Annotated in this window: 11 protein-coding genes; 4 read left to right on the top strand and 7 right to left on the bottom strand. The window is 48.1% G+C overall.

Annotated elements, in window-relative coordinates:
* Positions 1–5 precede the first annotated feature (5 nt).
* Together QT716_RS11885 and QT716_RS11880 are read left to right on the top strand one after the other, a co-directional pair.
* Positions 6–1,166, top strand: a complete 1,161-nt coding sequence (locus QT716_RS11885; RefSeq protein WP_317936281.1) for a M20 metallopeptidase family protein — start codon at positions 6–8, stop codon at positions 1,164–1,166.
* Complete coding sequence (locus tag QT716_RS11880; protein WP_317936280.1) at positions 1,163–2,275, top strand: mandelate racemase/muconate lactonizing enzyme family protein; 1,113 nt, start codon at positions 1,163–1,165, stop codon at positions 2,273–2,275. Before QT716_RS11885 ends, QT716_RS11880 begins: the two co-directional genes overlap by 4 nt.
* A 115-nt stretch (positions 2,276–2,390) precedes the next feature.
* Here the strand turns inward: QT716_RS11880 and QT716_RS11875 are convergent, their stop codons facing one another.
* Positions 2,391–3,050 (bottom strand): sunset domain-containing protein, encoded by a 660-nt coding sequence (locus QT716_RS11875; RefSeq protein ID WP_317936381.1) that lies wholly within the window; start codon positions 3,048–3,050, stop codon positions 2,391–2,393.
* A gap of 212 nt (positions 3,051–3,262) precedes the next feature.
* Here QT716_RS11875 and QT716_RS11870 point away from each other — a divergent pair, with 212 nt between their 5' ends.
* Positions 3,263–4,198 carry a DeoR family transcriptional regulator gene (locus QT716_RS11870; RefSeq protein ID WP_317936279.1) on the top strand — a complete coding sequence of 312 codons (936 nt, stop codon included), beginning with the start codon at positions 3,263–3,265 and terminating at the stop codon, positions 4,196–4,198.
* 307 nt (positions 4,199–4,505) lie between these two features.
* On the opposite strand, the gene QT716_RS11865 is transcribed toward QT716_RS11870, so the two are convergent.
* Positions 4,506–5,330 (bottom strand): 5'-methylthioadenosine/adenosylhomocysteine nucleosidase, encoded by an 825-nt coding sequence (locus QT716_RS11865; RefSeq protein WP_317936278.1) that lies wholly within the window; start codon positions 5,328–5,330, stop codon positions 4,506–4,508.
* Positions 5,331–5,662: 332 nt separating this feature from the next.
* On the opposite strand from QT716_RS11865, the gene QT716_RS11860 reads away from it, so the two are divergent.
* Positions 5,663–7,708, top strand: a complete 2,046-nt coding sequence (locus tag QT716_RS11860) for a prolyl oligopeptidase family serine peptidase (protein WP_317936277.1) — start codon at positions 5,663–5,665, stop codon at positions 7,706–7,708.
* 56 nt (positions 7,709–7,764) lie between these two features.
* Here the strand turns inward: QT716_RS11860 and opp4C are convergent, their stop codons facing one another.
* The 5 genes from opp4C to QT716_RS11835 all read right to left on the bottom strand — a co-directional run bounded on the left by opp4C (position 7,765) and on the right by QT716_RS11835 (position 13,611).
* The gene (opp4C, locus tag QT716_RS11855; RefSeq protein WP_317936380.1) at positions 7,765–8,658 is read right to left on the bottom strand and encodes an oligopeptide ABC transporter permease; all 894 of its coding nucleotides are present in this window, start codon (positions 8,656–8,658) and stop codon (positions 7,765–7,767) included.
* Positions 8,659–8,693: 35 nt separating this feature from the next.
* Positions 8,694–9,644 (bottom strand): ABC transporter permease, encoded by a 951-nt coding sequence (locus QT716_RS11850; protein ID WP_317936276.1) that lies wholly within the window; start codon positions 9,642–9,644, stop codon positions 8,694–8,696.
* A 237-nt stretch (positions 9,645–9,881) separates the two neighbouring features.
* Entirely contained in the window at positions 9,882–11,498 is a 1,617-nt protein-coding gene (locus QT716_RS11845) for a peptide-binding protein (protein WP_317936275.1), read from the bottom strand.
* 95 nt (positions 11,499–11,593) lie between these two features.
* Positions 11,594–12,631 (bottom strand): ABC transporter ATP-binding protein, encoded by a 1,038-nt coding sequence (locus tag QT716_RS11840; protein WP_317936274.1) that lies wholly within the window; start codon positions 12,629–12,631, stop codon positions 11,594–11,596.
* A complete protein-coding gene (locus QT716_RS11835) occupies positions 12,631–13,611 on the bottom strand; it encodes an ABC transporter ATP-binding protein (protein ID WP_317936273.1) in 981 nt (326 codons plus the stop codon). Before QT716_RS11835 ends, QT716_RS11840 begins: the two co-directional genes overlap by 1 nt.
* Positions 13,612–13,966: the final 355 nt, after the last annotated feature.

Below are 13,966 nucleotides of genomic sequence, written 5' to 3'. Positions count from 1 at the left end.
TCACTATGGAACCAACTACAGAATTAGTCGACTGGGCCATTGGCCAGCGGCGCTATTTACATCAGCATCCCGAACTGTCCCATAAGGAACGGGAGACAAGAGCCTATGTGAAACAGCAGCTTGAACAGATGGGAATTGAAACGTACTCTTTGACGGGCAAAGACGTCATCGGGGTCATTAAAGGGACCCATGAAGGGAAAGTGATCGGGATCCGGTCCGACATGGACGCCCTGCCGATCAAAGAAGAGACCGGCCTTCCGTTCTCATCAGAGAATGCGGGTATCATGCATGCGTGCGGACATGATGGGCATATGGCGATCCTATTAGGGATTGCGAAGGTTTTATCCACTAAAACGGCAGACTTGCACGGCACCATCCTTCTCGTGTTCCAGCATGCGGAAGAAGAATTACCTGGCGGGGCTACGGAGCTCGTTGCAGCAAATCTATTGGAAGAGATGGATGCGATCTTCGGCTATCATCTGTGGCAGCCTATCCCGTCCGGCATGATCGGCGTACGGCAAGGTCCTACGATGGCGGGTGCGGACCGCTTCTCCATCACCATCAAAGGAAAAGGCGGACACGGATCGATGCCGCAGCAGACAATCGATCCGACGCTGATCATTTCAACGATCATCACGTCCCTGCAATCCATAGTGAGCAGGAGCCTGACACCGAGCGAAGAGGCGGTCGTAAGCATCGGGGAATTGCATTCCGGTTCCAATTACAACATCATTCCGGATACAGCGGTCGCTTCAGGGACAGTCCGGTATTTCAATACGGAAACGTCAAAAGAGATACGCAGCCGGATGGAAGCCATCATAGAAGGGATCTGCCAGGCACATGGCGCTGCTTATGAGCTGAATTACACGCACGGCGATCCGCCTTTGTTCAATGACGCGAAGCTCACGGACTTCATGGAGTCGAAAGCGCAGGAATTGATAGGAACAGAGAATGTCCAGCGGATCGACGGGATCATGGGAAGCGAGGACTTCGCTTACTATTCGACCGAGATTCCATCGTCCTACATCTTCATAGGGATCGGTAAGGAAGGTCATCCTTATGGCCATCATCACCCGAAGTTCGATATCGATGAAGACATGATCGCTGTAGGAATCGAATTATTCACGAAAAGCTTGCTTGACTATTCGAAGGAGGCAACTGCATGAAAATCGCATCTGTTGAAATATTCGCCATCCGTTTACCGCTCATCACCCCGTTCATCATCAGCTACCATACGTATCACGACATGCCGTCGATCGTTGTGAAAGTGACGACGGTTAACGGCCTCGTCGGATACGGGGAAGGTACGCCTGATGAGCATGTGACCGGAGAAACGTGGGAAGGCACATTCGCCGCGATTGAAAAAATGCTGGCGCCTGCCATTTTGGGCGAGAATCCGTTCGATATCGAAAAGATCCATGACAAGATGGACAAAATCATTTTCGGCGCCACCACCGCAAAAGCGGCACTGGATATCGCCTGTTATGACCTGATGGGAAAAGCCGCTGGCCAGCCGGTCTATAACTTGCTGGGCGGTCGCTATCATGATCATCTGGAACTGCCAAAAGTCATCAGCATCCTTTCTCCTGAAGAGATGGCGAAGGAAGCGGAACAGGCGGTCCGGGAAGGATACCGGATCCTGAAATTGAAAGTCGGAACAGATAAGCGGATCGATATCGAACGTATTCGGGCTGTCCGTCAAGCAGTCGGATTCGATATTTCACTGAAAGTGGATGCCAACCAAGGATGGGAGACGACAGCGGATTCCATGTACGTCCTTGACCGCATCAAGGAATGTGAGATCGACTGGATTGAACAGCCTGTCATCGCTTCCGATATAGACGGCCTAAAGGAAATCAAACAGAAAGCAACCGTCCCCGTCATGATCGACGAAGGGCTGCATGGCAAGCAGGAAATGAATGAAATCACCGTGAAACGTGCAGTGGATATGATCAACATCAAGCTGATGAAGTGCGGCGGCCTCTATCCCGCAACCCAGCTCGTCCATCAGGCTGAACTGGCGGGCTATACTTGCCAAGTCGGTTCCATGGTGGAATCCGCTATCGCCTCAGCTGCTGGCCTGCATATTTCATTGGCAAAAAAACGCATCAAAAGCAATGAGCTCGCCGGCCCTCTCATGTTCAGCGAAGATATCGCCACGTTGGATATCCAAGTCCCGTTCGTCCATCTCAGTGAGGAGCCGGGTCTCGGTATCGATGTAGATGAATCGGTACTTGAAAAGCTCACGAGCAACTACGTGAAAATCGCACAATGACCCGAATGCAGAAACTCCCGTGATAAGGATGCTTATCACGGGAGTTTTGTTTTTCAGGTGTACGTGAAAACGGAAACGGTGTTCTCGCTAACCTTTCCTTATATTAAAATACTAATCAACGTTTAGGAGCCCTATAACCTGCGGCTTCGGCTTCCTCTGCGCTACAAAACCATCTAGCGACATTTGTTGTACGGTTGTAATAAGTGCTTCCCGGAGTATGATAAATCCCAGAATTACTCCCCTTTATGTCACAATCTGTTTGCGATGAACTTGAAGAAGAATTTTGCGCACTCGTTTGAGTACTTGGTGATGTGGTTGATGTACTTGTAGAATCGCTGGCGCTAGAGGAAGCTGCGCTTGCTGACTGTTCATTCATTTTATTAATAACCACGTCTTTCTCAGTGACCGTAGCCATCAATGTATCGGTTTTATTTTTCAAGGTTTCGATTGTCGCATTGAAACCTGAGATTTCTTTTTCCTTTGAACGTATATCCTCTTTAACCAACTTTAGTTCCTTGGCCTGTCCATTTGAAACCTTTTGCACTTCCTGCAATTCGGACTCTATTGCAAGCAACTCCGATTTCAATTCTTTATTGTCTTCAATAAGGGTGGAAGTCTTGGAACTCATTTCCAAGTTCTGCTGATTTGAGGTATCTTCCGCCCCACACCCAGATACAAGGGCTGCCAAAGCAAATACAGATAAAGATAATGAGATTGCTTTAACTCGTATGGCTTTCCTTTTCAAAAAGTACCTACACACTATTAATAATGTCATCAACCCGAAAAATCCGATTTTAATTCTCTCCCTTCCTGTTCCTCAATATTAACTGGAACAGATACCATTATTTATCTATTTAATAAAACAAATGTACCAGTTCCTTTGCGTGTTTCAGGGAAATCCAACGTTTTGTTAAGTGACCCATTCTTGTCTCCCCTGTCCATCTTTCCTTCCCCACGCTCTATATAGAGGAAAAAGGGGGAATACAAATGACACACTACCTATCAAGTTACGTAAACTTCAAAACAAAAGAGGAAATGGACGCAGCCGCGAGAATCCATACGGACATCCATTGGAATGCGATGAACAAAACGGACCGGGCTGTTCTTGAGATGATCCGCTGCTATTCCGTGAAATACTTGGCCGCCCATTTGAAACATGAAACGCTCGAACAGAAATTGGGACTGTCGAATTCCACAGTGCGCCGCACCCTCCGCAAGCTGGAAAACCTACAGATCATCGAGCGCATCCATTATGTACGTCTGGTCATGAGCGGTCTCGGCGCAAACATTTACGCCATTCTTCCTGTTATTGACCAGGGGAAAATGGCCACTGGACCAGCCCCGGTAAAAGCGGATCTGGCCAAGGTTTCGAAGTCCTTTTCCGGAAAGGAACCTTCTTTCTCTAAATCTAAAATTCTTTTAGATCTTATAAAGAGGTCTCCGCCTGCGGCAGAAAAGTTATCCACAACATTATTCGGGAAAATGAAATCCCTTCTTGCGTTCATTGGCGATTCTACAAATGCACGAAAGTTTTTCGGGATCCATAAAGCACTGTCCGGGATGATGTTGAAGTTCGATATCTACAAAGGGAAAGAGGAGTTGTTCGAGGATTTGGCGTATCAAGCAATGCATATCGCGGTGATGGCGACAAAGAAAAAGGAAATCCGCAATTTGCCCGGCTATTTCAACGGCGTGCTGCGGGAAGTGATTTGCGAGGCGCTGTTCAAGGACATCTATCAGGAATATTCGGTATCTGTCGATGATATTATCTACCCAGCACGAAAGCCCTCCTATGCTGAAACTACGGGGCTCTTCCGGATGGATTCACATTCAGTGGTTAACTGCCGTGCACAACGTTTCATCAAAAACTCGGCAATCCGGAGATTCATCGAAATGCGATTGGCAAGTTTCTCCGTTTGGTGACCTCCGTCTTCAAATACGAACAGCCGGGGTTCAGTTCAGGTGGAATCAGCAACTAGTGGCGGCACCGGAATAAGCGCAGCGATAGGAGCATCGGGCTGCCTTACCTTCTGTAAAAGCTATGGAATATAAAAAATCTACTTCTTCGGGGTTCGACTGGCTGAAGGCATGCTCCTTGTAAAGCGATCGCTCACAGCGGAAAACAGCTTTCGCGCCATTAATTCCACGACAAAAAAGATTGCAGGCAAATCCCCTGGTTTCCGGAGTTTGCCTGCAATCCAAATGGTTTCGTTCAGCTGATTCGGAAACTTTACAAGTTCGCGTCAGCGCCTTTGATCATCTCTTCGATCATCCGGCTGGCGTTTTCAGCCGCTTTCTTGATGAAGTCGTCATATTTCATCTCTGCTTCACCGCTTGCGTCATCCGAGATCGAACGGATGATGACGAATGGAACGCTGTTCAAATGGGCCACGTGCGCGATTGCAGCGCTTTCCATTTCTACTGCAGCTGGCGAGAACGTCTCTGTGATCCAGTCCTTCTTCTCGGGGCTCGCAATGAATTGGTCGCCGCTTGCAATTCTTCCTTGAACAACATGGATATCCGAGTCTAGTCCTTCTGCAGAAGCCTGCGCGAGGCCGATCAGTTTGTCGTCCGCTTCAAATACACTTGTATCCATGCGGGAAATCACTCCCGGTTTCTCTCCGAATGCAGTGATGTCCACGTCGTGCTGCACCGCGTCTGTTGAAATCACGATGTCCCCGATCGTAACATCCGGACTCAGACCGCCTGCAACACCTGAATTGATCAGATAATCCACTTTGAAATGATCGACGAGCACTTGCGTACATGCTGCCGCATTCACTTTTCCGACACCCGATTGGACCAGAACGATGTTCTCGCCATCCAGTGTGCCCTTATAGAATTCCATCCCTGCTGCTGTTTCCGTCTTCTCGATTTCCATCTTGTCGCGGAGGATTTCCACTTCTTCCAACATCGCGCCGATGATGCCGATCACCCGTTTTTCGGTGGGTTCATCATTCGCTTCCGCTTTCGGTTCACTTGCTGAGCATCCCGCCAAAGCGGAAATTGCAAGAATCACCATTGTTAAGATTGCAAGGTTCAGTTTATGTCTCATTGATAGAGATTCCTCCAAATTCGTTTTAATTACGAACAATAGATAACGTTTTATAGAATATCGTTCGTCAATTAAGTTAGTATAAAGGGAGACTCCGGGAGATGCAACCCGTTTTGCAAAGATGTTGGCTTTCCTGAGCTTCCAATGGAAATATATTGGAGATATCCGATTTATAAAAGGGTTTATTCCCCATATATGGAATCCTATTTAAATAGTCTATATGCAGCTGGTTGGCAGATTATAGTTCCTGCATGAAAGCGGGCACGAAACTTGCATAGGATTATAGATGGTAAGAGTTTTTACACTTCTATAGACAAGGGAGCGTTCACAGGATGAAAACTGAAAAAGAGGCACGCATCGTTACGGACAATTACCATGGAACGATTGTCGAAGATCCATTCCGATGGCTTGAGGAGGATGGAAGCCCCGAAACCAAACAATGGGATGAACAGCAGACCGCCAAGACCCAAGAGTATTTCAATGCAATTCCCGAAAGGAAAGAGATCGGCCGGAAACTCTCCCAGCATTGGAATTACGAAAAGTATTTTGTTCCGCAGAAAGAAGGGGACTATTACTATTTCCAAAAGAATGACGGACTGCAGAATCAGCCTGTCTTCTATCGCGCCAAGACGTTAACCGATCCGTCCCCTGAAGTGGTGATCGATCCGAACAAACTGAATGCTGACGGGACCACGGCCCTGACCAACATCTCCTTCAATAAGGATGGCAATCTGCTAGCCTATGCCCTTTCGGAAAACGGCAGTGACTGGCAGGAGATCAGGATTCGTAATATGGAGACGCACGCGGAGTATCCTGAAACGATCACCCGCTGTAAATTCAGCAGCCTGGCATGGGTTGAAGACGGGACCGGCTTCTATTACAGCCGCTATCCGGACGCCGGCAGTGTGAATCCGGTGGATGAAAGCAACTACAACCGTCTCTACTTCCACGTCGTCGGTACTGACCAGACAGAAGACAAACTGATCCATGAGTCCCTCGATGATAAAGAACTCGCATTTGGCGCCGTGGTTTCGGACGATTACAAGTACTTGATCCTGCAGTCTTGGAGAGGCACCGCCAACAAGAGTCAGCTGTATTACCGTCCGATCGACAGCGAAGACGGATTCATCCCGCTTGCGGACGCTGATGATGCATACTATTCGTTCATAGGAAATAAAGGTCCCATCTTCTACATCTACACGAATAAGGATGCCGCAAACGGAAAGATTTCCGCCATCGATATCAGCAAGCCGGAAGGGGAAAACTGGACAGATGTCATCCCGGAACAGGAAGGCGTCATGTCCTTCACGAAGCTGATCGACGAACAGTTCGCCAACGTCTATTTGCAAGATGTCAAAGATCATGTACAGCTGTATACACTGTCCGGTGACGTCATCGGCAAGCTGGACTTGCCCGAAGTGATCACAGTGACGAATGTCTCCGTGAACAAAGAGCAGCAGGAGATGTTCATCAGTTACACTTCGTATTTAAGTCCCACAACGGTTGCGCGATACGACTTCAATACGAAGTCCTTGGAAACCGTCTTTTCACCGGAAGGAGCGCTGGATCGTTCGGTATATGAAACGAAGCAAGTGTTCTATCCTTCCTCTGATGGGACAGAAGTTCCGATGTTCATCACACACCGGAAGGATCTCCAACTCACTCGCGACACCCCGGTCCTGCTGTATGGATATGGCGGGTTCAACATCAGCATGACACCTGCCTATTCCGCGTCGAACGCGATGTTCATAGAAGACGGGGGCATCTATGCCGTGGCGAATATCAGAGGCGGCGGAGAGTACGGGGAGGATTGGCACCAGGCGGGGACGTTCGAGCGGAAACAGCAAGTATTCGATGATTTCATCGCCTCTGCTGAATGGCTGATCGGTAATGGCTATACGAACCCTTCCAAGCTCGCGATCATGGGCGGAAGCAACGGCGGACTTTTGGTGGCGGCCTGCATGAACCAGCGGCCTGATCTATTCCGTGTCATCATCTGCCAAGTGCCCGTCACCGACATGTTGCGATACCAGCACTTCACCGTCGGCCGCTTCTGGACTTCGGAATTCGGGAATGCGGAAACGGATGCGGAACACTTCAAAACGATTTACGCTTATTCACCGATCCATAACATCAAGGACGGACAGTTGTACCCTGCCACCCTGATCACAACAGGAGATACGGATGACCGCGTTGTTCCCTTGCACTCGAAAAAATATGCGGCCGCCCTGCAGGAAGCGCAGGCCGGCGATGCCCCTATCCTTCTACGGATCGAAAAGGATGCTGGACATGGATTAGGCAAACCAACTGTGAAGCTCATCGAAGAACACACCGATATCTATACATTCCTCTATGAAGGACTGGGCATGTTTTCATAAGTGACGAACGAAAGACCACCCTCACAATACCGCTTGAGGGTGGTCTTTTTTGACATCTATTCACTGATTTTCGGGTCGAAGGCATCCCGCAGCCCGTCCCCTACGAAGTTGAATGCGAGAACGGTGATCAGGATCATGAACCCGGGGAATAACGGATACCACCAAGCCCCAAGCATGATCTGTGGGTTTTGAGCACTCTGCAGCATATTCCCCCAGCTTGGTGTAGGCGGCTGGATGCCGAGGCCCAGGTAGCTTAACGCAGCCTCCCCAAGAATGACTCCGCCGATTCCAAGAGTTGCGGACACAATGATCGGCCCCATCGCATTCGGCAGTATGTGTGAAAATATGATCCTTACATTCCGGATGCCCAATGTCCTAGCCGCCAAAACGAATTCAGCGGAACGCAGCGACAGGAATTCCCCGCGGACAAGACGCGCAGTCCCTGTCCAGCCGAAGATTGCAAATACACCGATCAGCGTCATCAAGCTCGGTTCAAAGATCGTGACGAGTGTGATGAGCAGGAATAATGAAGGGAATGAGATGACGGCGTCCACGAACCGCATGAGAACTGCATCCAGCTTCCCTCCATAATACCCTGCCACTGCGCCGATGACCGTCCCGATGAAAATGGAGCCTGCCACGGAAACGAATCCTACAAGCAAGGAGACCCTTGCGCCGTAAAGCAGCCGGCTCAATGTGTCCCGTCCGAGATTATCCGCCCCTAACACATACTTTTCACCCGGCGGACTCAGTTTATCCACCAGAACCTGCTTACTCGGGTCAGCAGGTGCGATAATTGGTGCAAACACAGCGCATCCGATAATGACAATCAGTAAAACCGCGCCTATGACGGCCAGTTTGTTTTTCATATACTTGCGAAGCATCACTTTTCCGATCGGTTCATGAATATAATTCTGCGACTCATCTATGAATATCGGATCATTTCCCATTGGGGCAATCCCTTTTGTTGTCATACCTTCCCCTCCTAGTACTCAATTCGCGGATCGAACATGGCGTATAGTATATCTGCAATCAGGTTCCCGATCACGACCAAAGCAGCCGCAATCACCACTACCGCCATGATTACTGGATAATCCCTTTGGAATGCGGCTTCCACAAAGAGCAGTCCAATCCCGGGCCAAGCAAAAATACTTTCAATGATGACCGAGCCCCCGATGAACGATGGCAGCATCAGCCCGAGGATTGTAATAATAGGTATAAGACCATTTCGCAGACCATGCTTGAAGATCACGGTCTTATTACGGAATCCATTCGCCTTAGCTGTCCGGATGTAATCCTGTCTTAACACGTCCAGCATACTGGATCGCGAGTATCTCGTTAACCCGGCCATGTCAGCAGTAGCCAGGACAAAGGCTGGAAGTATTAAATGATGGATGCGATCCCAAATACTGAAAGGTTCACCAAGGGTGGAAACGCCACCTGTAGGAAACCATCCCATGTGAACGGATAGGAACATAATCAGGACCAGGCCTATCCAAAAGTTCGGTGTTGCAATCCCTAAAAACGATACGAACGTAATGGAGTAGTCAGTCAGCGAATTGCGCTTAGTTGCTGAAATGACTCCAAGAGGGATAGAGATCAAAAAGGCGATAATGGAGGACACTAACATCAGTATCAGCGTATTGGGGAGTCTAGCTACTATCAGCGCACTGACAGGAACCCCTTGTCGTATCAATGATTCACCAAAGTTCCCTGTCACCATATTCCCCAGCCATCTGACATATTGAACAATGACATTATCATTTAAGCCATATGCTTCTTTATAAGCGACCAAGTTTTCTTGTTTGATCATGGGATCCATCATCAATGCAGTCGGATCACCGGGTGCCATCTGCATCATGATGAATGAAATGATTGTTATAATAAAAAGTAATGGAATAGCCATCAACGTCCTTCTCACTATATATGTAGTCATTTCAATCCGCTCCTTTTCGTGGTTTCTCTCTGTCAGAGGCATGTTGAATTTCTCTCATGAAGGGCCCGGGTGGAGAGTGTTACATTTGTTAAGCAATAAAGAGGGAACCTGCTGAAAGACAGTTTCCACATCCACTCGTCTCCAGCATTAGGTTCCCCTGCATTATGCTTCCTCTAGGTAACAGTTGTTCTTAACGTCTCCGCATCCATTGAGTCTGTCATTTTCTTATTCACTAAATTATTCGATATACCATTCGTGTAAGTTGTAGTAGGTATTGGATGCATTATAGGATGGGCCATGGAGATTAGGTGAATTCGCGAGACTGCCTTCCACATAGTAAAGGAATGTATTAGGCTGATCTTCGGCAACGATCCCGTCAGCTTCTGCAATAATCGCTTTTCTTTCTCCAAGATCGGACACTTTCGTGTTTTCTGACAGGAGTGCGTCCACTTTTTCGTTTGCATACCCGTTATAATTCAACCCGTTCTCGATTTCCGAGGAATGCCAGAACCAGGTAGGATCTGGGTCGCTTCCGATGGACCAACCAGCTACCATGGCGTCGAAGTTCCAATTCGGCGGACTCGTCTGTTCGACGTAAGCACTCCACTCAAGCACCTCGATTGTCGTCTTGATGCCGATTTCTTTGAATTGCTGCTGTGCAACTTCCGCGATTTGCTGACGAACCTCATTTGCCGATGTCGTTTTCAATACGAATTCGAATTTCTTCCCGTCCTTCTCGAGGATCCCTTCAGAATTCGGCTCCCAGCCAGCTTCTTTCAGCATCTTTTTCGCAAGTTCAGGATCATAGTCGAACTTCGGCATATCTGGATTGAATGCCCAGTTTGCAGGACTTCCCGGACCATCCGCTACGGTTCCCGCCCCGTCCAGTATAGCGGTGACGATGGATTCCTTGTCAATTGCATGTGTCAATGCCTGACGCACCTTTTTGTCCTGGAACAATTCATTCCTCAAGTTATATCCGATGTATTCGAAGGCGTTTGCAGGTCCGGAAGACACCACTACTTTCCCTTTCTCTTCCAGCTTGTTTGCTGTTTCGATATATTGAGGGGAAATGCTGGTCATATTGATATCTCCGACTTCCAGCTGGGCCATCAGCGTATTCATGTCAGGTACAATCTTATAAATGATTCCGCCAAGTTTCGGTTTTCCAAGGAAGTAGTCCTCATTCGCAGCAAGCTCGATGTACTCGCCCTCTTTCCATTCCTTGAACTTGAATGGGCCCGTTCCGATTGGTTCTTTTGTATTGAACTTATGCTTCCCGAGATCCGCGATCGGCACATCACCGAGGATATGCTTCGGCAATACTTCGAACTGCGCTGTAATCGTGATGAATGGCGCGTAAGGTTCAGAAAGGACGAACTCCACTGTATGCTCGTCGACCTTATTGATCTCTTCTATGATTTCAAATGGAAGTCCACGCGGTCCTACATAGTCTTCATCCAATGGAATGCCGTAAGAGAATACAACGTCATCCGCGCTGAACGGTTCACCGTCGTGCCATTTAACGTTTTCCCGTAAATGGAAAGTCCACTTCAATCCATCCTCCGAGAACTCCCAGCTTTCCGCCAAGTCCCCTTCAGGATTGAAATCCTGGTCAACTGTGACTAATCCGCTGAACATGAACCCTTCAAGCGTCGAACTTGAAGTGTCCGTCGAGTAATACGGGTTGAATAGAGTTGGTGCAGCAGTGGTTCCTAACATCAGCTTCCCGGCTGTTTCAGACTGACTGCCTTCCTTCTCCTCACCTTTCACAGTCACCTCCCCATCCGAACAAGCAGCTAACACGAGCATGGTCAATAACATAACTATGAGTACCCAGCCTTTTTTCAACATTCCAATATCCCCCTTTTTTATAAAGATCATTTATACACCGGTTCTCCCATCCATCTCCTTTCAGCAGAATAAAAGCATACTCACATTTATAAGGTTCAATCATATAAATGGCAGGCAACAAAATGTCCGGGACGGGCTTCTTGGAACTGCGGAGGCACTGTCTCACACACTTTCATCTTCATCGGGCACCGTGTATGGAAAACACATCCTGAAGGCTGATTGACAGCGCTTGGGATATCCCCTTTCAAGACGATTCTTTCCCTGTTTTTCGCGCCTTTACTTCTGATCGCAGGCACAGCCGAAAGCAGGGCCTGTGTGTAGGGATGAAGCGGTTCTTTGTAGAGGTCGTCCTTATCCGCTAGTTCAGCCATCTTCCCTAAATACATGACACCGACCCGATCGGCAATATGCCTGACGACACTCAAGTCATGGGAGATGAATATATACGTCAGATTGAACTCTTCTTGCAGATCTTCCAATAAGTTAATGATCTGTGCTTGAATGGATACATCCAACGCGGAAACCGCTTCATCGGCAATGATCAGTTCAGGATTCAACACGAGCGATCTTGCGATTCCTATCCTCTGCCGCTGTCCCCCGGAAAACTCATGGGGATAATGGTTGATGGCGGAAGAATGCAGACCGACTACTTCGAGAAGCTCTTTGATCTTTTCATCACGCTCTTTCTGATTGCCATATAACCCGTGCACTTTCATAGGTTCGTTGAGGAGATTCCCTAATGACTTCCTAGGATTCAAGGAAGCGTAGGGATCTTGGAAGATCATTTGTATCTTTCTTCTGATCAGGGGCCTGAGCTCCTTTTCCGGCAGCTTCGTAATGTCTGTTCCGCCAAATAACACGCTGCCGTCCGTCGGTTCATACAATCTGATTAGCGTCCTGCCCATCGTCGACTTGCCGCACCCTGATTCGCCGACAATGCCGAGTGTCTCCCCTTTCTTGACAGTGAAACTGATATCATCCACAGCTTTCACATGCCCTACGGTCCGTTGGATGATTCCCGCCTTCACGGGAAAGTGCATCTTGAGATTCCGGACTTCCAATAATGTCTCTTGTTCACGTGAATCTGAAATCTTCTTTTGCTGAATCGGTTCCAGAAAACTAGTCGAGCCCATCATTCCACCCCCACTTCTTCATACAAGAAACAACGGACGGATCTTGTGTCGTCCATCAGGGACAAGGCCGGCATTTCTTGCGTGCACCGGTCAAACACCTTGTCGCATCTCGAGGCGAACTTGCACCCCCTGATTTCTGCACCTGGGGCTGGCACATTGCCCTTGATAGCTTGCAAGCGTCCGATCTCCCCATCTATTTTAGGCACTGAGTTGATAAGCCCTACTGTATAGGGATGGAGCGGACTATCAAAAATGTCGTCAATGGAAGCGATTTCAACAATCTTGCCGGCGTACATCACAATGACTCGTTCCGCCAGTTCTGACACTACCCCCAGATCATGGGTGATCAATAGGATGGAAGTGGAGAATTTCATGCTCAATTCCTTCATCAGCTCGAGAACTTGTGCTTGGATCGTGACATCCAGCGCCGTTGTCGGCTCATCCGCTATCAGGAGCTGGGGATTACAGGACATGGCCATCGCGATCATCACCCGCTGTCTCATACCGCCGGAAAGGCGATGCGGATAGTCTTTCAGCAGTTTTTTCGGATCGGAGAACCCGACCAGATCCAACATTTCGACCGCTTTTATTTCAGCCTGCTTCTTTGACAGTTTTAGATGATACGTGATCACGCTCATCAACTGGTCGCCGATTGTCAAAACGGGATTCAATGAAGTCATCGGCTCTTGGAATATCATGGCGATGTCATTCCCACGGACTTTATACATCTTTTTTTCCGGTGAATTCGCTAGATCCACTCCGTTCAATAGGATTTGGCCGTCTTTGATTTTACCAGCAGGTGATGGAACCAATCCCATGATGGAGAGGGATGTCATGCTTTTCCCACATCCTGATTCCCCCACTAGTGCAACCGTCTCACCTTTCCTTATTTCAAAATCTATTCCGTCCACAGCCTTGACGACACGCTTCCCCTTTTTGAAGTGTGTCTTCAGATTTCTAACTTCCAGTAAACTTGTCAATGGAACCCACCCCGCTTTTTCACATGATAGTTCAATAGAGATATATATCTACTTTGCAAGTACCATGCCACAAATGGAAATCCACTCCATAAGCATTCCGCAGCATCAAATATAGGGAAGTTCATTGACCGAACGAATGAGTTGAAGAAGTAGGATGATCCACAGGAAATAAAAATTAGCAGGAGCTGTCTTTGTATATGTCAAGATTCTAAGAATATGAACTTACAATTGTCTATCTATTTTTACAGTTATTCTCTTTAACAAGTCTAAAATCCACCGATTACTTCCGCTCATCAAGACATATCGAAAAGGCTGCACATGCTCAGGTGAAAACCAAGCATCGTGCAGCCTTTTC

This window comes from Sporosarcina aquimarina, from assembly GCF_033253705.1.
GTDB lineage: Bacteria > Bacillota > Bacilli > Bacillales_A > Planococcaceae > Sporosarcina > Sporosarcina aquimarina.
This window is presented reverse-complemented; position numbering and strand designations above follow the sequence as displayed.